General features: G+C 57.0%; 17 protein-coding genes and 1 pseudogene. 13 read left to right on the top strand and 5 right to left on the bottom strand.

Going from position 1 to position 22045, the window contains the following annotated elements; genetic code table 11:
• Window positions 1–301 precede the first annotated feature (301 nt).
• From NLM27_RS43625 to NLM27_RS25305, 6 genes are all read left to right on the top strand, one after another.
• Entirely contained in the window at window positions 302–2713 is a 2412-nt protein-coding gene (locus NLM27_RS43625; protein WP_375142269.1) for a 2-aminoethylphosphonate--pyruvate transaminase, read from the top strand.
• Window positions 2714–2745: 32 nt separating this feature from the next.
• Window positions 2746–3801: a dhydrorhizobitoxine desaturase gene (gene rtxC, locus NLM27_RS25325; RefSeq protein ID WP_254145920.1), complete on the top strand. Its 1056-nt coding sequence runs from the start codon at window positions 2746–2748 to the stop codon at window positions 3799–3801.
• Window positions 3798–4628 (top strand): gamma-glutamyl-gamma-aminobutyrate hydrolase family protein, encoded by an 831-nt coding sequence (locus tag NLM27_RS25320; protein ID WP_254145919.1) that lies wholly within the window; start codon window positions 3798–3800, stop codon window positions 4626–4628. The genes rtxC and NLM27_RS25320 overlap by 4 nt, the downstream gene beginning before the upstream one ends.
• Window positions 4629–4759: 131 nt before the next feature.
• Complete coding sequence (locus tag NLM27_RS25315; RefSeq protein ID WP_254145918.1) at window positions 4760–5638, top strand: DMT family transporter; 879 nt, start codon at window positions 4760–4762, stop codon at window positions 5636–5638.
• Window positions 5635–6921, top strand: coding sequence for an ATP-grasp domain-containing protein (locus tag NLM27_RS25310; RefSeq protein ID WP_254145917.1), 1287 nt, complete (start codon window positions 5635–5637; stop codon window positions 6919–6921). The genes NLM27_RS25315 and NLM27_RS25310 overlap by 4 nt, the downstream gene beginning before the upstream one ends.
• A 17-nt stretch (window positions 6922–6938) precedes the next feature.
• Window positions 6939–8258 (top strand): glutamine synthetase family protein, encoded by a 1320-nt coding sequence (locus NLM27_RS25305; RefSeq protein ID WP_254148916.1) that lies wholly within the window; start codon window positions 6939–6941, stop codon window positions 8256–8258.
• 967 nt (window positions 8259–9225) lie between these two features.
• Here the strand turns inward: NLM27_RS25305 and NLM27_RS25300 are convergent.
• Window positions 9226–10146: a TauD/TfdA family dioxygenase gene (locus tag NLM27_RS25300; RefSeq protein WP_254145916.1), complete on the bottom strand. Its 921-nt coding sequence runs from the start codon at window positions 10144–10146 to the stop codon at window positions 9226–9228.
• 2120 nt (window positions 10147–12266) lie between these two features.
• On the opposite strand from NLM27_RS25300, the gene NLM27_RS25295 reads away from it, so the two are divergent.
• Window positions 12267–12788 (top strand): hypothetical protein, encoded by a 522-nt coding sequence (locus tag NLM27_RS25295; RefSeq protein ID WP_254145915.1) that lies wholly within the window; start codon window positions 12267–12269, stop codon window positions 12786–12788.
• 614 nt (window positions 12789–13402) lie between these two features.
• On the opposite strand, the gene NLM27_RS25290 is transcribed toward NLM27_RS25295, so the two are convergent.
• From NLM27_RS25290 to NLM27_RS25275, 4 genes are all read right to left on the bottom strand, one after another.
• A complete protein-coding gene (locus tag NLM27_RS25290) occupies window positions 13403–13987 on the bottom strand; it encodes an aminodeoxychorismate/anthranilate synthase component II (protein WP_254145914.1) in 585 nt (194 codons plus the stop codon).
• Window positions 13984–15378 (bottom strand): aminodeoxychorismate synthase component I, encoded by a 1395-nt coding sequence (gene pabB / locus NLM27_RS25285; RefSeq protein ID WP_254145913.1) that lies wholly within the window; start codon window positions 15376–15378, stop codon window positions 13984–13986. The genes NLM27_RS25290 and pabB overlap by 4 nt, the downstream gene beginning before the upstream one ends.
• 129 nt (window positions 15379–15507) lie before the next feature.
• Window positions 15508–15828 (bottom strand): Dabb family protein, encoded by a 321-nt coding sequence (locus tag NLM27_RS25280; protein ID WP_254145912.1) that lies wholly within the window; start codon window positions 15826–15828, stop codon window positions 15508–15510.
• 85 nt (window positions 15829–15913) lie between these two features.
• Window positions 15914–16561 carry a GntR family transcriptional regulator gene (locus tag NLM27_RS25275; RefSeq protein ID WP_254145911.1) on the bottom strand — a complete coding sequence of 216 codons (648 nt, stop codon included), beginning with the start codon at window positions 16559–16561 and terminating at the stop codon, window positions 15914–15916.
• Between the two features lie 112 nt (window positions 16562–16673).
• On the opposite strand from NLM27_RS25275, the pseudogene bioB reads away from it, so the two are divergent.
• From bioB to NLM27_RS25245, 6 genes and pseudogenes are all read left to right on the top strand, one after another.
• A pseudogene (bioB, locus tag NLM27_RS25270) lies at window positions 16674–17665 on the top strand (biotin synthase BioB).
• A 52-nt stretch (window positions 17666–17717) separates the two neighbouring features.
• On the top strand, window positions 17718–18071 hold the full coding sequence (gene panD / locus NLM27_RS25265; protein WP_254145910.1) for an aspartate 1-decarboxylase: 354 nt from the start codon (window positions 17718–17720) through the stop codon (window positions 18069–18071).
• Between the two features lie 92 nt (window positions 18072–18163).
• On the top strand, window positions 18164–19300 hold the full coding sequence (locus NLM27_RS25260) for an 8-amino-7-oxononanoate synthase (RefSeq protein WP_254145909.1): 1137 nt from the start codon (window positions 18164–18166) through the stop codon (window positions 19298–19300).
• 39 nt (window positions 19301–19339) lie between these two features.
• Window positions 19340–19582, top strand: a complete 243-nt coding sequence (locus tag NLM27_RS25255) for a hypothetical protein (protein ID WP_254145908.1) — start codon at window positions 19340–19342, stop codon at window positions 19580–19582.
• A 102-nt stretch (window positions 19583–19684) separates the two neighbouring features.
• The gene (gene bioD, locus NLM27_RS25250) at window positions 19685–20317 is read left to right on the top strand and encodes a dethiobiotin synthase (RefSeq protein ID WP_254145907.1); all 633 of its coding nucleotides are present in this window, start codon (window positions 19685–19687) and stop codon (window positions 20315–20317) included.
• The gene (locus NLM27_RS25245) at window positions 20317–21618 is read left to right on the top strand and encodes an adenosylmethionine--8-amino-7-oxononanoate transaminase (RefSeq protein ID WP_254145906.1); all 1302 of its coding nucleotides are present in this window, start codon (window positions 20317–20319) and stop codon (window positions 21616–21618) included. Before bioD ends, NLM27_RS25245 begins: the two co-directional genes overlap by 1 nt.
• Window positions 21619–22045 lie beyond the last annotated feature (427 nt).

Here is a 22045-nt window from a genome sequence, read left to right as displayed (position 1 = left end):
ACCCTCGACCCGCATCTCATGCGAAAAGAGACTGATGCGCCGCTGCAACGGTGCGAGCGCCAATGCGATTGGGCCAAGTCCTCCGAGAGCTGAATGACTTAGGTGCGCGCTACGGAGACAGGTCTGAATCGGCGAGAGGCTCGAGCGTGCCGTTTACCGGTGCTTGGCCAACGTCAGGCGAAACACATCGTGTGCGTCTGCCGAATCTTAATGAGTGCAACATAAAGGGGATGGTGTGACGAGAGAACGTTCTTTGCTGACGCCTGGCCCAATGTCGTTATCACCGGCAGTGAAGGCCGAGATGCAGCTCGACCTTGCATCGCGCGATTGCGAGTTCAAGGAAGTGACCGCGCGCATGAGGCGGCTTATGCTCAATGTGTCGGGCAATGCGGAAGGCTATTCGGTCGTTCCTATCCAGGGGGGCGGCTCCTTTGGAATGGAGGCCGCTCTCTCTTCCTTCCTCACCCGGGCCGATCGGCCGCTCGTTTGCATAAACGGCATTTATGGAGAGCGCATTCTCAAAATTCTTCGGCTATGGGGCGTCGAGGCGGTGAAGCTTATCAAGCGAGCCACCGATCCCTTGGACCCTGAGGAAATCGCCGAGCGCTTGAGCCGAGAGTCAGGTATCACGCACGTATGCGTCGTCCATTGCGAGACGACGACCGGAATTGTGAATCCGCTCGAGCCGATCATGGAAGTGACTAGGCGACGTGGCGTGAAGACTATCGTTGACGCGATGAGTTCTTTCGGCGGCGTCAACATCGATCTGAGTCGTGGCGGACCAGACGTCATTGTTACGTCGAGCAACAAGTGCATCGAAGGTCCACCGGGATTGGCTTTTGTCATTGCCTCCCGCGAGCTCCTTGAGAATGCTCTCCAAGAGCCACGATCGTTTGTTCTCGACGTCAGAGATCAATGGCGGTCGCTTGAACGCACAGGTGAATGGCGATCAACCCCTCCAACACACATCGTTCAGGCAGTTACAAAGGCATTGGAGATCCTGAGCATCGAAGGCACTGATGCCAGGCGCAGCAGGTATGAGAAGATAAAGGACAGCATCATCCGAGAGCTGGAAGGGGTGGTGCCCCCATTGCTTGCGGAGCACCTGCAGTCGCCGGTTTGCGTGGCGTTCACCGCTCCAGCTGGAATCTCTGACCAGGTGGCGTTTGATGGGCTATACCGCCATCTGGCAGCCCATAATCTCTACATCTACTCTAAGCTGCACCTTCCTACCCGCAGTTTTAGGATCGGCTGTATTGGCGAGATTCGATACGATTGGATCGAGCGGTTGGGCTGTGCCTTTCGCACTTACTTCCGGTCCGGTCGGCCTAGGTCTGTGGGGCAAGCGTCAGCCCAGGAGACTCGCGACAGCAGCGCAGAGATCTCGGGCCCAACGGCAGCCATCGCGCAGCTTCCATATTCAACCGAAACTGCTGCTCTCCACGCAGGATACCGCCGTGATCCGGCGACGAAAGCTGTGGCAGTGCCGATCTATCAGAGCACGGCCTATGAGCTCGATGGCGATTTGAACCATATTGCTGACGTCTACAACGTAAAGGCTGATGGTTTCACCTATACCAGGATCATCAATCCGACGACCCGCGCACTGGAAAAAAGGTATGCCGCCGTCGACATGGGAAGCGACTCGCTGGCTGTTGCATCGGGCCAAGCGGCGACGTTTCTCGCGATCGTAAACTTATCAAGCGGTGAGGTGGGAGATAACGTCGTCGCTTCTCCGTATCTATACGGAAATACATGGAATCTGCTCCACAACACCTTGAAGCGTCTTGGGATCAGCGTAAGGACGGCCGACCCTCGAGACCCCGAGACCTTCGAACGTGCCATTGACGATCGGACAATATGTCTGTTCGGGGAGGTGATCTCGAATCCCTGTCTGATTCCGCTTCCTGTACGACAGCTAGCGGAGATCGGCAGAAGGCACGGCGTCCCCCTGGTCGTGGACAATACGACAACCCCCCTGGTATGCCGGCCGTCAGCTCTCGGCGCTGCGATTACGACGTACTCTGCCACGAAGTACATTTGCGGTCATGGGACGACGCTCGGCGGACTGATCGTCGACAATTGTGAGTTCGACTATCGGGGAAGGTCTCGCTTTCCGCTGTTCAACGGTCCGGACGATGCGCACGGCGGAATCATCTGGCGCAATGCGTTGGTGGAGGTCGATGACCTCGGAAAGAGCGAGTTTCTTCTCAAGGCGCGCATGACTTGGTTGCGCGATACTGGCGCGGCCATTTCGCCATTTGCAAGCTTCCAGCTCATTCAAGGATTGGAAACCCTGCATCTTCGCATGAAGGAGCACTGCGAGAACGCCAGAATTGTAGCCAACTTTCTGAATGAACATCCAAAAGTGCGTCGGGTCTACTACCCGAGCTTGTTTGAAGGAGCTGACCGGGAAATCATCGATCAGACGCTCGATAGCGGGTACGGGCATGGAGCGATGATCATGTTTGAGGTGGAGAACGAGCAAGCCGGCCGCAAGTTCATCCAGAACGTCAGCTTGATGTATCACGTATCGAATGTGGGGGATGCCCGCACGCTAGTAACCCATCCTGTCTCTACGACCCACACCACTGTCCCGCGGGAAAAGCGCGAGGCTGCCGGCATATTCGGCGGCTCCATCCGGCTTTGCGTCGGCATCGAAGATATTACCGACATCATCAAGGACTTGGAAAAGGCGCTTTCCGCAATCTGACAACCTGAAAGCCGATCCAGGAAGGGGTTCTCATGAAACAGGCAGATGCTTGGAAACTGAGGTCGTCGCGTTTTGAGCCGGTTCAATTTGATCGCGAGATCAACCAGCAGCTCTCCGCGCTGAGACCTGATAACATCACGGGGGCCGTTTACATCGTGAAAGACTACGCTGTGATCGCAGCTTGCGTCCTTACGACGGTCCATGTCTCCTATTGGCTCTATCCAATCGCAGTTCTCTTGATTGGGGCCTACCAGCGCGGATTGACGACGATCGCTCACGATGCCGCGCACCGCACGCTCGCGAAGAATACGACCTGGAACTACATCCTGGGCATCTTGTTCGCGGCATATCCCTTGTTCCAGCGCCACTGGGCCTACCGCATTTCACACGTATATCTGCATCACCCATATCTCGGCGATCCGGAGAAGGATCCCGACTTGAAATTCTTCCTGTCCAGCGGCGTTTACGATGTCCTGCCCCCTAAGCAGTACGCTTTCAACATGATCTGGAAGCCGATATTGGGCGGCGCGACAGTCGTGTATCTGAAGTACCTATGGACCAATCGGTTCTCGATAAGTGTCGAGGACCAGAGCCGGTCGGGGATCCTCGTCGACAAATATGGCTTTTATCTCTTCTGGATACTCATACTCGGTGGGGCATATCTCGTTGGACTGCTCCACATCGTCGTCCTGTTTTGGATCGTGCCCTACCTCACAACGTTTCAGGTTCTCGGCTGGTTCATCGAGCTCGCCGAGCACTCACCAATGTGCGAGACCGAGACAAAGAATGTCTACCTGACCCGGAATAGAAAGGGAAATTTTATCGAGCGCGCCATTTTGGGTCAGAATTTGGACGAATACCACCTTGAGCACCACCTATCCCCCGGTATTCCTTTCTGGCTCTTGCACAAAGCTCAGAAAATTCGAATGCAGGATCCTCACTACGCAAGTGTTGCCGCAACGTGGGGAGGGCTCTTCGTCAAGGGACCTCAAGGTCAACCTAGCGTCATTGCCCAGTTGATGGACCGAAATCGGCGCTTGTATCAACAGTCTCTGGCGTGTCGCGATGCGAAGGAGCGGTCGGCTTGATATCGCAACGGACAGAAGCACGAGCCGTGGTGGGCGTAACCTCAAACCGTCTTTTGGCAGATGGCGTGCACCGGGACTGGTTGCGGCGCAAATACGTCCAAGCTCTCGTCCGCTATGCGGGCGTGGCTTGCGCGATATTGCCGACAATCGATGCTGAGGATGCCGAACTCGACAATGATCTGACGATCATGAACAGGCTCGACGGTTTGATGTTGACGGGGGATGAATCGAATATTGATCCAGTCATCCTCACCTCGTCCGCTTCGGGCAGGCTGAGGGCGACAAGTCAGCACGACATTCAAGCTGGCGTGAGAGATCGTCCTCGTGACAGACTGTCGGCGGCAGCCATTGAGAAGGCCGTTGCCCTTGGGATGCCGATACTGGGCATTTGCCGCGGCCTTCAGGAGCTTAACGTCTATTTTGGCGGCACACTTTACCCATCCCTGTCCGAATGGGGGCTGCAAAGCGGACAAATGCATGCTGAGAAGGCCGGTTTGCCGAGGGATCGCCAGTACGATACAGCGCACACCGTGAAATTTTGTCCGGACGGCGTTCTCCTTCCTATCGCTGGCGCGGCCGAAGCACACGTTAACTCCTTGCATAATCAGGGCATAGAAAGGCTTGCGGCTGCGCTAAAGCCTGAAGCCTGGGCGTCCGACGGTCTGATCGAGGCGGCCTCGGTAACAGGCGGGCCGACGCTGCAGATTGGGGTGCAGTGGCACCCCGAATGGCACGTCGAAACTGATCCCCTGAGCAAGCAGCTTTTCAGCGCATTTGGAGCGGCGTGCGTCACGTACCGCTCAGAAAGTGGCAGAGGCCGCTTGTGAAACTCCAATCGAAAAGGGACCCTTTAGGATCGAAAGAGCGAGATCCATCTAAAACGTCCGCGACATCACGGTTCTGGTTTCGCGCAGTTCTGCAGCCTTTGCACAGGCCGAGCGGGCAATTCGCTGCAGGAGTGCTCCTTGTTGCGCTCTATGTTCTCGTTAGCGCCGCAGGTGACGTCTATGCAGCAGCGTATTTCCAGCAAGCAAATGTATGGATCACTCTCCTGCTATCCTTTGCTATTGTAAGCGTGACATTCAACGTCTTGGCTCACCGCGAAGGCGTTGCAGTGAGAGTGGGGAAGTCATCGAGTCTTGCCTTTGTGTCGCTCAATTGTGTCACCGCGATAAGCTGGATCGGCTTGTTTGTCGGACTGAAATATGCCGAGCCCGCTATCGTCGTCACGTTCATGGTGGCATTAGGACCCACTGCAACAGCATGGTTGAATGCACTGATCAGGGGGCAGGGACGTCTCCCCAAATCAGATGTCGTCGCGAGCGTTCTGATTGCGGCTGTCGGTAGTTACATGGTCTGGATCGCGGCCAGCGGCAACGCTGGAATCGAATGGGGCCCACGATCATCCCTTGGGATCTTCCTGGCAATCGTAGCTGGGCTGTCGCTTTCGCTGACCAGTATCCTCGTGAAACTGCTGTTTGATCGTGGATTATCTAGCCGACAAGTACTGGCTCATCGTTTCTACGGAGCAATCCTCTTGTTGCTGGGATTGAGCGATCATTCCAGTATCTTACAAGAACTCTCACAGCATTGGCTTGCAATCGTCATGATTGCCCTTTCAACGATCGTTGTTCCCTTGCTCCTGGTGCAAGAGGGCATTCGCCGCGTAGAGCCATTCACCGTCAACATGGTCTTGTCCACGGCACCTATCATTACGTTTCTGTTCCAGTACTTCGATTCTCGCATCGTGCCGTCATTTTATACGCTCGTGGGAAATGTTCTCATTTCGGCTATCGCCGTGGGTAACCTCTACTTCCAGTACCGGAGATCCGCATGAAGGAACGTGTTTGTGTCATAGTCGACGCATACTCAACAGGCCGATACCTCCCGGAAGAGTTCAAAGGTTATGGAATAAAGACTGTGCACGCGATGTCGAGTGCGCAGATTCCGCCAATCTTTCAGTCGCACTTCAACGCCGACGTCTATGATGAAGTCCTTAGGCCGGGCGAGCGCATGAGTGACGAGGAGGTCGTGCAGTTTCATCTGGAGGCCCTTCGAGGTAGAGAGCTGGAATTCATCATAGCCGGATGCGAATCAGGAGTTGAGCTTGCCGATTCGTTATCCGAACGGATCGGGCTGCCTTCGAATGGGACCGCGTTGTCAGCTGCAAGGCGCGACAAGTCACGCTTGTCTGACGCGTTGACGTCTGCAGGGGTGCGATCGATCAGACAAGTTGTATCCGACAACGCCGAAAACGTCACAACCTGGATGCGTCAACAGCGCTTCGACGAAATCGTGATAAAGCCCTTGAACAGCGCTGGTACGGAGGACGTGTTCTTTTGCTCGACCGATGCTGATGTTCGCAGGGCTGTGAATGCTATTGTCGGGAAAACAAATTGCCTCGGAGTGATGAATCGCTTTGCACTTGGCCAAGAGAAGATAAACGGTCAACAGTACACCGTGAACGCTGTATCGATCGATGGCGAAACGTTCATCACGGAGGTGTGGACTTATGACACTGTTCTCGTCAAGGGCGCGGCATCCGTCTGCTCGCTTGAGCAGCTGCTGGAAGGCGAGGAGCCGGTTGTTCAAGAGCTGTCGGACTATTTGGTGCAGGCATTAAAGGCGCTTGAGATCGTCAACGGACCTGCTCATGCCGAGATCATCGTAGATCGCATGGGGCCGGTTCTGGTGGACTGTGGAGCGCGGCTTCAAGGGACAATGTCCGCAAAAGCCCGGACCATGGCTTTGGGCCACAATCATATAACATCGACGGCGTGGCGCTACGCAGATCCCATCGGCTTCACTGAGTATATGAGGCGACGCGGCCCTTACAGGCGGAAGGCTCACGCACTGTGCGTCTCACTCGTCTCCGATATGGATGGTGTTGTCAACGGCTATCCCGGACTCGAATCAATCCGCAAGCTGCCCAGCTTCGCCGATGCGATAGCATTTGTTCCGATAGGTCAAAACCTGGTCCGGACGACCGACTTAGCATCTACTCCGGGAATCGTGTATCTCGTGAGCAATGACTTGACTGAGCTTGATAACGACTATCGCAAGCTGAGAGCAATGCGTATGGACCAGGTGTTCGAGTTGAGGGCGCAGGGTCAGAGTTGATGGCAAGCGAACGACAGGTGGGTCCCTTGCATGAGTCGCGTAAGGCCTTGATTGGCGTATGCGACTTTGATGGTGTTCTTCGAGGCAAGCTTGTTCTGTCCGACGATGTCTCGGCTGGTGACAGGATAATCAAGTTCTCCGAAGCCGTGCTGGCGTGGGATTGCTCGGACCGAGTGATACAAGCCAATTCTGCGCAAGAGCTGCCTTCAGTATTCGGAGACGCCGATCTGCGTGTTTTGTCGGCCACCGCGCGCGCGGTACCTACTTGCCATGACCGTTTTCTTTACCTCGCGGAGTTTGCAGGTGCGCATGAGAGCATCTGCCCACGTGGTGTTTTGCGGAAGGTTTTACGCAGAGCTGCTGACCACGGATACAGTTGCACTGCTGGATTCGAGTTTGAGTTCACGCTGTTTAATGAGAGCGCGGAGACAATTCATAAGAAACCATATGATCAATGGGTCCCCCTAACGCGAGGCCCATTCGGCTACTCAGTAGCGCGCACCCTCGCCAGCAATGAGCTGTTCGACGAGATTTTGGCCTTTTGTGATGATGCTAGACTACCCCTCAGCGGGCTCCACTTTGAAACCGGCCCTGGCGCGATTGAGGCTTCGCTTCGTCATTGCGATGCCCTCGAGGCTGCGGATCGGGCAGTCTTACTCAAATCGATTGTGAAATCCTGGGCTCAGACTCGGGGCATGATGGCAACGTTTATGGCCAAGGTTTCGGAGAATTGGCCAGGACAGTCGGGACATATTCACATTTCAATGTCGTCGAATGGTCAGAATGCATTCTACGACGGCAAGGCGAGCCGCAACATCTCGGGAACTATGAACCAATTCGTCGGCGGACAGCTGAAATACATGAACGACTTTTGTGTCCTCGCTGCGCCCAACGTGAATAGCTATAAGAGGCTGCTGCCCGGCTTTTGGGCTCCAACCTGTCCGAGTTGGGGAGTTGATAATCGCTCTTGTGCAGTACGGGTCATTCCGGGCAACGAGTCCGCGCACCGTCTTGAATACAGATTGAGCGGCGCAGATATAAACCCCTATCTCGCGCTCGCCGGTGCCATCGGCTCCGGTATTCTGGGCGTTGAAGAGAATGCTGTGTTGGCAACTCCAATTGCTGGTGATGCAAGCGAAGAAAGACACGCTGCCTATGAGCCGCTTCCTCAGAACTTGGCTGAGGCCACATCCCGGTTTGCGCAGTCTCAAGAAGCGATTGACGTTTTCGGCGACAGGTTTGTTGAAGCGTTTTCCCGCTCCCGGCGGTGGGAGTGGGATGCTGTTCAACATCGAGTGTCCGACTGTGAACGAGAGCGGTACTTTGAGGTCATTTAGCCGCGATCGGCCGTTCGGATGCGGTGCATCTGGATGATCACAGAAGGCGGACTGTCACTTTGGTCCGGCTCCCATTATCGGTAGAAGCTGTCGTAGACACATAGCAGGCGCGATCACCGCCTCGTTCACGTAGAGGAAGAGCTCCGCTTCGCCCGCCTTGTATGTTGTTTTATATGTTTGTGGCGTTGGCGCCCATCAGAGTACAGTCAGGGCAAAACTGGGAGAGGACGCAGTCAGCCTCTCTTCCTCGATGACGCGTTAGCGGCACATTGACATGGCTCGAGGCTTCGCAATCTACCTAATGTTGGACCGATGGTTTTGTTGAACCCTACGCTACCAGCTTCAATCTTGAAGCCCAGCTGGCGTGGGCCATCTCCGAGGATTGCACTCAGGACTCCATGGCGATTCTCAAGCGAGCTCTCTCCGGCCCTACGCGTAATCAGGGACTGCACGCTGGAGCTTAGTCAGGCCTGTCAACCCTAGCCTCGCACAAACGCTGTAGTGAATTTAGTCGAAAACGGCTGCGCACTAACGTGGAATTCAGGCGCTACATCGGTGTCTGCCGCTTCCGATTGTCGATAGTCGGCTTCCTTGTGGCTGGAGAACACAGGAGATGTGCCCGTTTGCGCCAATCGCCGGCAGGGACGCAAACACCTTACGCGGACTTGCCCCTAGTGCTGCGATTGGAGGGCAGCAACGCGCAGCTTGGAATTATCAGACACAAGAGAGACGAATATCGGGCAAAGCTTGTTACCAGCTGCGGTTTCACTCACTGAATGTCGGCCTGCGCGGCTCTATGCTTCAAGTTCGCGCGGGGGCTGCGTGCAAGTGATGTAGGCCCAATCACCGAAGGGGGCCTCCGCCTTTCGACACGGAATCTTAAATAGGGACACGTGCGACAACTCCGCCGGACAACCATCAATGGGACGTTCGAACGAAACTCGGGAAAGGGGCGCGCCAGGCAACTTCAATGGGGCAGCTGCTTGTTGATCTCCAGGCTCTTTACACTGCAGCGCCCGTCGACACCGACGGGCACGTCCCCCTGGATCGTGGCGCGACGAACGATGCGATGCTGGTCCCCGTAATCATTTACGGCATAGTGATGTGTTGCGCGGTTGTCCCAGATCGCAACATCACCTTCCTTCCAGCTCCAGCGGACGGTATTTTCAGGCGCGATGATGTGGGATTGAAATAAATCGAACAGCTTCTGGCCATCGAATTTCGGAATATCGACGAAGCGCTGCACCAAACAGCCGAGCATCAGTGCACGCTCGCCGGTTTCGGGATGAACTCGCACGACTGGATGCTCGGTCTCAAAGATCGTTTTGGTGAAGACCTCGTCAAAATGCTTCTTATCGACTGCACGAACGCGAGCCATTCCAGCATAATCGAAGGCGTTGCTGTGGACTGCCCGTAGCTGTTCGGCAAGCCGCTGCAGCGGCGTCGGCAGGTCGAGATAAGCGGCTGCGGTATTTGACCAGATCGTATCGCCGCCGAATTGTGGAATCACAACAGCCCGAAGCACCAGAATTTTAGGATAAGCATCAAGGAACGTTCCATCTGCGTGCCACACATCGGCCCGGCCACCGCCGCGGGAAGAATCGAGCTCGAGAAGCGACGTCATTGCCCCGGTCGTAGCGAGCGTTGGATGCGGAACAAGCTGTCCCAAGCGCGCGGCAAAGCGCTCCTGCTCGGCGTCATCGAGATGAAACTGATCACGGAAGAAGATCGCCTTATGCTCAAGCAGCAATCGATTGATTGCTGCGATCGACTGGTCCGGTAAATCGCCCGAGAGTTTGATTTTTCTGATTTCAGCGCCGATGCGAGCTGCGCGTTTGGCGACGGCGTTATCCGGAATGCCATCGCCAACCAAAGTCGTTTCGCTCATGCGGCATCCTCCAAATTATGCGGTTCTTCACCGATCAACTCAGTCCCCCGCGACAGGCGACAAAGGAGACTAAAAATGCGCAGCACTCGGGCAACTGGTCTCCCTGAACAAGACAAATAGGCTGCGCAGATCGCTGCTTATCCGGGAAATCTCCGATGAGATGTCGCTTGAAGGGCGTCTGTCCTCTTGTGAAGAATCGTATCGATTCGTGCCCTGGAAGGGTTTCGTAAGATGCCTAGCGGTGTTTGCCTTTGCGAAGGGCCTCAGTGATTGTAATGCAATTGCGATCATTCAAGAAGGTGTGGACGGTTGATGCATGCTGATGCAGGCATCGCACTGTCTTCATAGGAGGCCCCTCATTTTGACTAGCAAACGTCGAGCAATCTTCGTGCCAGCTGCGAAAGCGCCTCTTGGGTGGGTTCATTGAGTAGTCACGCTCAAGGATCAGAGAATCCGCGCGAGGCGATCACCGGATCGGCCGCTAGCTCGGCCGAATAGCATAGCGATGTTCTCAAGGCTTCAGTCGTACTTTGCCTCTCACATAGCTACTCGAGAGAGCCGGGAGCGATCATTACGCTGCCCAGGCTTGAAGACTCGCGGCCTCTCGTACCTTGTTGTTTCGAAAGCGACGAGACATTTGTAAGTTGTCAGGCATAGACAAGTTCTGGATGCGCGGTAGTCCCTGACAAGAGGCTGCCAGATGCGCGCGGGGCTAACTGACCTTGCCTGCGAAGTGAGTCGTTTCGTACATCATCAAGGTTTGGGACCTCCCGCTGCGACCGGCAACGCCATCATCGCTCAACGGGTGCGCATCTCGGCTTGCGAAGCTCTGTTTGAGCGAGATAACGAATCCCCGGGGGCGACAGCCGCCACCCAGAACTTCAAGAGGCGACTATTCCCGAGAATCATAGACCGAGAGGATCCGCAATTGCGGCTGGACGGCACGTTCCAAAGTCAAGCGTCGTCCAGAAGACTAGCTCGCCTCGCCAAAATGTCTCGATTCCCTTGTTGGACAGAGTAAGCTCGATCGACCTGGCTATCGAATTCATGACGTGAAAAGACTAGGGAAGGTTGACTGGTGGCATGGACGCGGTCAGCCGGGGCACAAAGCCATCTTGATGTCGGCCGCGTGCTGCCAACATAATCGTAAACGCTACAAAGAGGATCAGAAGTCCACGCATTCCCGAACACTTCCTCCGATCGCAAATATGAAGCGGCTGGCAGGTGATCCGTTCGCTCTAGGCGTCACCGGGAGCATGCCGTCGCTTTGACGCAGGTTAACGGGTATGTAAACCTCGCACTGAGGTCCCAAACTTCAATATCGCCTTTGTTTCCCGGCAAGACTGCGAACAGTCGGGTGCTCGCGCTTGAAAAATGCACTCCTGCCCAGACTGCAGCAGGAATCGTGCGGCGCATCCGACTGCGCGATTAATCACCTCTGATCCTTATCCAGTTCGGGCGTTTATCAGGTCAGCGTATCGCGTTTCGACCATTGTGGTTGCCGGGCGTACACGATCAGTCGCCATCGAATCGATCGTTGCGCCTCTCTGTGCGAATGATGTTCCTGCGGCGGCAAGACGTGGTCCGATTGCGATGTCAATCTCGCGATGAGGCCCCACGCATTGGTAAGTTCCGCATGAGTGGTCACGAATCCTGGCTCCTCATCCTGGTCAAAAGCCTCGCGGTCAGACTCTTGCACAATGCCGGTTTATGGAGATCGCAACGCGTCATCTCTGGATCGATCAGCTGATAAGCCACGATTCAGGGCACAGAGTTAATCAGCTGAGCCTGCCTTCTGCGAGTGTGCTAATTTCCATCTTAAAGCGCGACCTCGCAGATCGCCGCCGGCGCGCAGGAGCGCCCCTCCATCGCGAGCGACCTTGGAGCGTCGCAATCGTATCGCGCTTTTCCTGTGCAGCGTTACTGCGCGGAGTGGCCGGTTGGCGCGGAAAAACGTCGGTTCGTGAGGCTAGATACATCGACGCTGAGGCCGGCGTGATCTTCCCGACATCTTCGGCGCATGACCCATTCGTTTCGTGCGGGTGGCTCACTGAAAGTCTTGACCCTCATCGACTATCGCGCCAACGAGAGCCATTGTAGGTCGAGGTGCAGAACAAGGGATGATGGATGTGATCGATCAAGCTCGCGGCTCGGAGTTGCCTCCCGTCTTGCGCAAGTCATCAGGACGCCTTGCGTGGGCTTTTGGACTTGTCGTCGTCTTCACCGGTCTAGGCGTTGGTGGAGCCTTTTACTGGCCTCATATCGACAGATTCTTGGAGGCGTCAGCGGCACCTGAAATCCTCCCGATGGCGGCGTTGTCATCTGAAGACAAAGCGCTCCTTTCGGAGATTCGGGTGGGGCAACGGGAGGCAAGCGAGGAGATTGCAGCCCTCAATCGAAACATCAGTGCGCAGCAAGCCGATTTGCAGCGGATGTCGGAGCAAATCGCAATCCTGACTTCAAGAACTGAATCTCTGCAGAGCCCAACCACTGCTGCGCCTCCTCCTGCGGATCCACGTCCGCCAGCAGCCAATGCCGCTTCGAAGCCGACGACAAGAGCCAGTCGCCCATCTAAACCGGAAGGTCCGGTTTCAGTCGGGGGCGCGCCGCTGCTCTCCGAGCCGGAGGCGAACCGCCAGTAATCCAATGATGAAGCCCTCCTTCCTGTCGGGCATGGCTCGTTGAAAATCCATATCGATCCAGTAGCGAGGATCGCGGTGATTACATCAGGCCTTCCAGGACGTGCTCGGTGAGGAGACGAGAATGCGGCTCCGCCCTCAAGCCCGAGATCGCCTCTATGGCTCGGGACTGCCACGGCAGTCATGGCCCCCGGCAGGCCCGCTACGGAGGATGGGGGCGCCTGGCATGGTCGGGGAGCAGGCGAACAGCATCCACCGGTTCCGCCTTGGACATGGTGATGGCCCTTGCGCCGTGCCGCCTGGCCCCGCAACGGCGGACGCGCTTGCCCGGCCGCCGGAGAACATCTCCGCCGACGCGCGGAGATCGCACTTCACCCGATCGGCCGGCCGGCCGTGAGCGTGGGCAGGCCTAGGCGAAGCGTTCGCTCGAGATGCCTTTCATGACATTCCGACCTTTGAAACTTAAGCGCCCAATAGCATGATCGCCGGCAGCCTCGAAGACTGAGGATCGATCAGACCAGCCCCTCTATGTAGATCGCTCATGTAACCTGGCTTTGACACTCACGATCCGCTCCCGCAAAGTTTAGTTTCCGGATCTTGGCAACGATCTCCGTATCTCATGGGCAGCAAGTCTGTGCGAGCCGTAAGAAGTTAGAGAGCAGCACGTGTCCTCGCTGGGTAAGTATTGATTCGGGGTGAAACTGCAGCCCATAAGTTGGTTGATAACGATGTGCAAGGGCCATGACCTCGCCATCCTCCGAACGGGCTGTCACCATGAGATGCTGCGAGCAAACCTCGCCGAACTCAACAACAAGAGAATGGTAGCGGCCGACGCAGAGTGGGGACGGCAGTTCCGTAAAGAGCCCACGGCCGTCATGTGCTATATGCGAGGCACGCCCGTGCATGGGACGATGTGCGCGCACGACACGTCCGCCGAAAACGCTCCCGATGCACTGGTGTCCAAGGCAGATGCCGAGAATTGGGACGTGCCCCGTAAGCTCGCGTATGACGGCGGTAGATATTCCGGCCTCACTTGGCGTACAGGGACCGGGGGAGATGACGATTGCCCGCGGCTTGAGCGCAACAAGATCACCGATGCTGACCACATCGTTGCGAACGACCTCGGTTGGTTCTCCAAGCGCCTTGAAATGCCGGGCGATGTTGAAGACGAAGGAATCGTAATTGTCGATGATCGCAATCATGGCGAACCGGATGTTTCGGCCCGGAATGCATCAAATATTCGCTGTGCCTTGGCGAGTGTCTCCTCGTATTCTGCCTCTGGGTTCGACATCGCCGTCACACCGCCACCCGCATAAAACACGGCCAAGTCGTCGCTGATCGTGACGGTGCGGATCGCGATGTTCGTGTCCATATGACCGTCAAAGCCGATAAAGCCGATCGCCCCGCAATAGACCTCGCGCGCCACACGCTCAATTTCCGAGATAATTTCCATTGCTCGCACCTTCGGTGCCCCGGTAATGGAGCCGCCGGGAAAGCAAGCGCGCAACAGGCTAACGGCGTCTTGGTCTGCTGCAAGTTCACCCGAGACGGCCGACACGAGGTGGTGCACCGAGGCATAGGATTCGAGTTGGCAGAGCGTTGGGACCTCCACCGAATGCGCAGTGCACACGCGAGACAGATCATTACGCAGAAGGTCGACGATCATGGTGTTCTCAGCGCGATCCTTCTCAGACGCAACAAGGATTTCAGCACGGCGCCGGTCCTCCCCGGGGTCAGCGGAGCGAGCCATCGTGCCCTTGATGGGGCGCGTTTCAACTTGTCGTCCGTCAAGCTTCAGGAATCGCTCTGGCGAGCTCGATGCAATAGCCAGCTTGCCGTAACGAAGGAGGGCCGCAAAGGGGGCGGGGTTCAATGACCGCAGCCGGCAGTAGAAGCCCAGCGGATCGAATGAGGTCGGCAGCCGGGCACTGAAGCGCTGCGCAACGTTGGCTTGGAAGATGTCTCCAGCAAAGATCAAGTCGATGACGCGCTGTACTGCCGCAATGTACCCCTCTCGGCTAAAGTTCGAGCGCCATTCTCCCAACGTACCGGGAAAGCCGTTCCACAGCCGCCCTGGCCCGGCAAGATGTGCGGCAAACTCATCGGCGCGACGGCCGGCACGGGCCCTACGGGATACGGGATCCTGCTCCGGCCATCCCGTAGAAACGATCCAGCATCTGTCGTCACGATGATCATGGGCGAGGATCACGTCATAAAAATGCAGGATGGATTGGGGCAAGCGCTGACCGGGAAATGCCGGCGCTGGCAATCGCTCCAACGTCCGGTTCAGATCATAGGCAAGGAAGCCAGCCGCGCCGCACTGGAAGGGCGGAAGACCAGGGCGATGCTCCTGGGGATACTTCGCGAGAAGGGCGCGGAGCATTTCCCATGGATCGCCCTTTATCGCTCTTCCGTCCCAACTCGCCTGTCCGTCCATGACCATATAGGTGCTGAAGGGGTCGCAAGCCAGATATGAATAGCGTCCCAGCGACTCATGCCTTGCGGCGCTGTCGAGAAACGTGAGGTGAGGTCGATGCGCGAGACGGAGCATCGCCGTGACAGGATCGATCCATGGCAGCTCACGGACCTGCATCTGGCTGTCGCTCTCCGGCCGGTTAGAGTGCAAAGACTTAGGGATCTTACCCTAGCAGAAGCGATGTTTTTTCTAGACCCGGACTCTTGAGATGGTTTGTCAGGCTAATACGCCCGGAGCGCTGGGTAACTAGCCGGTTTCTGACCCGGAGATGAACCGCTCAGCCGACACATCGTAGTCGGCCGCGAACCGCAGTTCTCGCAGCGGTCGCACACGCCTGATCGATTCCTGGTAGAGAGCGTGCTCCTTGTAGGCTGTGAGTTCCGCCTCGCTGTCGAACTCGCCATAGACGACAACGTCGACGTCGTTGCCGAGCTGGTCGGTCTTGCGGTTGCGGGAGACCTCCAGCCGGCGTGCATGCGGAATCGCCGTGAGAACCGACAGGCCGTCGATCATTTGTTCAATGTGGGCCTTGTCCTTGGCAGTGAAGAAGACGATGTGACGAATCATGATTGACCGTACGAATATCGAAGTTGAAGCGCCTGACTATCTTGAAACGCAGCCCGCCGCAATGCGGAGCGCTACGTACCAACGGTCATCCTTTGTCGGGACGTAGGCAGGCAAGGCGCTCGATCGTCTGAATGTGGCGCGTGAGCAGGTTGCAGGCTTGATCGACGTTGCGCGCGCGCAGTGATTGCAGAATCAGGCGGTGATCCTGATTGGGCCGAGGTCGCCAGCCAGCGCTGCGCGCCATCGCGAACACCAGCCTAGAATTTGCAAGCTGCAGGCCGCCAAGGCTCGCCAGCAGTCGCGGCATCGCACAGGGCGCCACCAATGCGTGGTGAAAGGCGCGGTTGGCCGTTTCAAAATCCTGGAGCGTCTCGGCATTGTCTCCTTCAATCAAAGCGAGCTCGATCCGTGCCAAATGGGCCGATGTGAGCCTTGGAGCAGCATTACGTAACGCGACCACCTCTAGCGCGGCACGCATCTCGGCGATCTCCTTCACCGAATTGATATCGAGCGGAGCAACTCGAACGCCACGACGAGGCGCGGCAACGACAAGATGTCGAGCCTCGAGCTGCCGAAATGCCTCGCGCACCGGAACGTGACTTGAATGGAATTCTCGCGCGACATGATCCTGGCGGAGTGGGGCGTCCGGCTGCAGGGCGCCGGTGATAATGCGTTCGCCGATCGACTCGGCAATGCGGCCAGCTGTCGTCAAGTTCTCGCCATCAGTCATCATAGATTATCTATCGGAAAAACCAGTGCGCTCGTGGGCGACCTCAGTTAGCATCAATCCAGAACAATAGTCATAGATAATTTTACGGACTATCTATGATTTTGCGAGCAAGCTTATGGTGGATGTCTTGAAAGAAGAGAGCGGGAGCGGCAACAGCGCGCCGGTTCGCAGTGATTGGAAGCGCGCCGATGCCGCGGCGCTCTACAGCCTGCCTTTTGCCGATCTGATGTTTCAGGCGCAGGGCGTTCATCGCGCCAACTTCGATCCAAACCACATTGAAACCGCAAGCCTGCTCAGCATCAAGACCGGCGGTTGTCCTGAAGATTGTGGCTATTGCTCGCAGAGCGCGCATTACGACACCGGGCTGAAAGCCACGCGCCTCATCGATCGCGCCGAGGTCATCGCCACAGCGCAGCGCGCCAAGGACGCCGGGGCGACCCGATTCTGCATGGCCGCAGCCTGGCGCAGCCCTAAGGGACGCGATCTCGATCGGGTCTGCGACATGGTCAGCGCGGTCAAGGAGCTTGGCATGGAAACTTGCGTCACGCTCGGCATGCTGACGCCGAACCAGGCTATACGGCTCGCTGAAGCAGGGCTCGATTTCTACAATCATAACGTCGATACCTCGCCGGAGTTCTACGGCAAGATCATCACCACCCGCACCTTGCAGGACCGCATCGACACACTCGCGCAGGTGCGCGATGCGGGCATCAAGGTATGCTGCGGCGGCATTCTGGGCATGGGCGAGGACGTCGAGGACCGCCTTGCGATGCTTGTTCTGCTCGCCAACTTTGCGGCGCATCCGGAGAGCGTGCCGATCAATGTGTGGAACGAAGTTCGGGGCGTGCCGGTGAATGAGACTGCGGAGCGTCCCGATTCGATGCGATGGTGCGCCTGGTGGCCACGGCCCGGATCATGATGCCGAGGAGCGTGGTGCGGCTATCCGCGGGACGGCAGTACATGACTGATGAGCTGCAGGCGCTTTGCTTTTTGGCCGGTGCGAATTCGATCTTCATCGGCGATGTGTTACTGACTACAAAGAATCCGCAGCGTGACCGCGATGCGAACTTGTTGAGTCGGCTGGGCGTCACTTCTGCGCTTGCCTGAGTGAGACAGGGAAGCCGGTTTATTCTTCGCAAACTGCAGTGTTAGGTAACAAATGCAGATTACCTTGATGAAGGGCAAAATTCATCGCGCCTCGGTGACTGAGGCCGATTTGCACTATGAAGGCTCAGTCTCAATCGATCGTGCACTGCTGGACGCTGCAGGATTTTTCGTCAATGAACGCGTGGAGATCTACAACATCGAAACCGGAGCGCGTTTCGCAACCGATGTCGTCGAGGCGCCCCGAGGCTCTGGCATCATAAGCTTGAGCGGCTCGGCGGCGCGGCTCGCATTGCCTGGCGATAAAGTTATCGTTGTTGCATATGCCTCATTCGACGAGGTCGAAGCAAAAACGTTCAAGCCGCGCATTGTGCTGGTGGACCGAGAAAATCGCATTTTGCCGGGCTGAAATCGACCACCCTCAAGTTCGTTCCCGTAACCCTCAACATCGCTTGGCACGTCTTGGGCTTGCCATGGTGAGCGATAGGTCCAATCCTCCTCATGACGCTTCATGCTTATGTCACCGCGTTGCATGACCTGAAAGAAGCCGGCCGGCTGCGTGGCCTCAAACCGCGCGCAGGCGTCGATTTTGCTTCGAACGATTACCTCGCCCTCGCAAGCGCGCCGCGGATGAAAAAGGCTCTCTTGGCTGGGCTCGAGGCTGGCACGCCGATCGGAGCCGGCGGGTCGCGGCTTTTGCACGGCAACTGTGAAGAGCATGAACATCTCGAGGCAGAAGCTGCCAGATTCTTTAAGGCAGATGCGGCACTCTTCTTTGGCGGCGGTTATGTCGCAAACTTCGCTATCCTGACAACGCTGCCGCAGCGAGGCGACTTGCTCGTCTTGGATTCTTTGGTGCACGCAAGCGTTCACGAAGGTGCGCGTGCCAGTCGGGCCGAGTTTCGAGTGAGCGCCCATAATGAGCCCCAGTCTGTCGAAAACACAATTTGTGACTGGCGGGCCAAGGGCGGAGTCGGCCGCGTCTGGATCGTGGTCGAAAGTCTTTACAGTATGGATGGCGATTTCGCGCCGCTCGAAGACTTGGTCGGGATCGCTGATCGCTACGATGCATTTCTCATCGTGGACGAGGCGCATGCCACAGGCGTCTACGGCGAGCAGGGGCGGGGGCTTACCGCCCCTTATGAGGGGCGCGAGAATCTTCTGGTGGTTCATACGTGCGGCAAGGCACTCGGTGCCGCCGGCGCTCTTGTCACTACGGCAGCGGTGCTGCGTGATTTCATGGTCAATCGCTGCCGCCCCTTCATCTTCGCGACCGCCCCATCACCCTTGATGGCCCTCGCCGTGCGGGAAGCAGTGCTAATCCTGCAGCAGGAGCCCGAGCGACAGCAGCGCCTGGCGAGGCTTGTCGCGTTCACGCATCGGCAGATGGAAATCCGTGGCTGGCGAAATCTTTCGCGCTCGCAGATTGTGCCATTTGTCGTCGGCGATAATGCACGAGCAATGCGGATTGCCTCTGCGCTGCAGGCCCGCGGCTTCGACGTCCGCGGAATCCGTCCACCAACCGTGCCGGCAGGCACAGCTCGTCTTCGCATCTCACTGACGCTCAACGTCGCCGAGGAGGATGTGCGTGCTATGCTCGATGCTCTTGTCGAGGAGGCAGCATGTCAGCCTCCATGACCCGGCAAAATCGTGCCGCTACGGCTGTTTTCACAAGGGATGACCGAGCTCCTGCGAGCTATCGGGAACCGGGTCGTTTCTGGTCTCGAAGGAGAGATCGGCATCGAGCTCGTCGCATGGCCTGGCGATGTCAAACCGTACTGGGTTGCAAACCTCGGATCACTCATCGTGGTCTGCTCGAGCAAACTCGCAGATCCGATGCGTGATGGCATGAAAAGCTTTGTATTGGCCTCATCGGATGCCGAAATTCGGCAACAAGGGGCTCAATATTGGGCACGTTAGGCTCACGATTCAGGCAATAAGAATGCGAATACGAAAACCCTCAGTCGAGGGTAGGGCATTCGATGCGCGATGCGCGCACGAGAGGACGAGGGGAGTAGCTTGATGGGTCAGCAGATCGTGGTGACCGGTACGGATACTGGTGTCGGGAAAACGGTTTTTTCCGCGGGGCTCGTCGATCTCCTCGGCGCCAGCTATTGGAAGCCGATCCAGGCCGGCCTTGAAGGGGAGACCGATACCGAGATCGTCACACGACTGGGCGGTCTGGCCCCCGATCGCATTGTGCCGGAGCATTACCGCCTCACGACGCCTGCCTCGCCCCATCATTCTGCCGAAGTTGACGGAGTTCGCATCGACCCAGACTCGCTGAATGTGCCGGAGACCGCGGACCGGCCGCTCGTGATCGAAGGCGCCGGCGGGCTGATGGTGCCGCTGAGGGGCGATACGCTCTACATTGATGTCATTGAGCGATGGCGCCTTCCAGTCGTTCTTTGCGCGCGTACGGCGCTTGGCACTATCAACCACTCGCTGTTGGCAATAGAGGCTCTGCGAAAGCGCGAGATCCGCATTCTTGGGATTGCCTTCATTGGCGAAAGAAATGCTGAAGCTCAGACTGCAATTCGCGAGATTGGGCGGGTACGTTGGCTGGGTCGCTTGCCCTGGCTCTCTTGCCTGACGACCGACACGCTGCAGTCCACGTTCAAAGCCTCATTCCGCCGCGACGACTTCAATCTGTAATGCTGAAGTCAATGTCGCCGATCTGGCATCCTTTCACACAACATGCGCTTCAACACGAGATGACAAAGGTGGTGCGTGCTGATGGTGCCTACCTCTACACCGCAGATGGCCGCCGTATCGTAGATGCAATTTCATCCTGGTGGGTGGTGACGCACGGTCATTGCCATCCGCACATTGTGCGCGCCATTCAGGACCAGGCAAGCAAGCTCAACCAGGTGGTGTTTGCCGGCCATACTCACGAGACCGCTGAGGATGTTGCTGCGCTACTCTTGAAGCTCGCACCTCCAGGCCTTGACTATGTTTTCTTCTCTGACAGTGGATCAACCAGTGTCGAGGTGGCCCTGAAGATGGCCCTCGGCTATTGGCACAATATCGGTGAACAGAGAATCCGTATCATCGTAATGCAGCATTCCTATCACGGCGATACGGTTGGAGCGATGTCGGTTGGTGCCCGAGGTGTGTTCAATGCGTCATATGGACCCCTACTATTCGACGTCAGATCAATCCCGTTCCCAGCGAAAGGTCGCGAGCAGGCGACGCTCGATGCGCTAGAATCCGCTTGTCGAAACGAAATTCCGGCCGCCTTTATCGTGGAGCCTCTGATATCGGGGGCGGGTGGAATGCTGATGTACCCAGCCTGGGTGCTGAGGGAGATGAAGCGGATCTGCGAAGCCATGGATGTCCTCTTCATTGCGGACGAAGTCATGACGGGCTGGGGCCGCACCGGAACAATATTCGCCTGCGAGCAGGCCAATGTCACGCCCGACATCGTTTGCTATTCCAAGGGAATTACCGGAGGGGCGCTTCCACTTGCGGTGACACTCTGCCGCGCAGATATTTTCGATGCTCATTATTCGAAAGATCGCACGCGCACGTTCTTCCATTCGAGTTCATATACTGCGAACCCGGTGGCCTGCGCCGCTGCGAGGGCCAATCTGGAGCTCTGGCAGGATCCGGAAAATCGTCAGCGCGTCGCGTCGGTCTCCATCATGCAAGAGCAGGCAATTGGGGCATTCCGCGCAGACGACCGGTTTAGGAACGTTCGACGCCTCGGCACGATTACCGCACTCGATCTGATAACGAGCGATGCGGGTTATCTCTCCGAGATCGCTCCCAAGCTTCAAGCATTCTTTAGAGACCGAAATTTGCTGTTGCGACCGCTCGGCGATACGATTTACGTAATGCCGCCCTATTGCGTCACTGCGGCAGATCTTGATGAAATCTACGCCGGCATCAGGGAGGCCGCCGATGTGCTGACCTCGAGGTGCGTCTACCGTGCGTCGGGAGCCGGAGCCCTCTAGTGCAGATTAGGCTAAGATTACAGCCGGTGCTGCAGTTAGGCGCACCGCTTAGGATATTCATTGCGTCGCCGATCCCCCTCGTGAGGAGGCAGCCTAACCCTCACGAAGCTCGCGCAGCGCCATGCGCAAAACCGCAAGAGTGGACCAACGTGCCGCCCTCCTGCGCGGCCGTGACCGTCTGCATCGTGGACGGGAGGCGCCAGCCAAATGCGGTGTAACGGCTACCCGCCTAAAAGTCATGATCACTCTTGGTGAGAACGAATCCTGCGCCGTTTGGCCGAAATTCGCCGAACTTGTGCGTCGATTTTCCGGTCTGATCAGTTTACGGCGAGAAAGCGGTGATAGGCTTTTTAAACGTTGCTCGGGAGGTTCCCACGTGTTGTGCTCCAACGCACTCCTAAGCCGCACCCGGCACATTTTGCAGGTG

Origin of the sequence: Bradyrhizobium sp. CCGB12, from assembly GCF_024199845.1 — a bacterium.
Taxonomy (GTDB): Bacteria; Pseudomonadota; Alphaproteobacteria; order Rhizobiales; family Xanthobacteraceae; genus Bradyrhizobium.
This window is presented reverse-complemented; position numbering and strand designations above follow the sequence as displayed.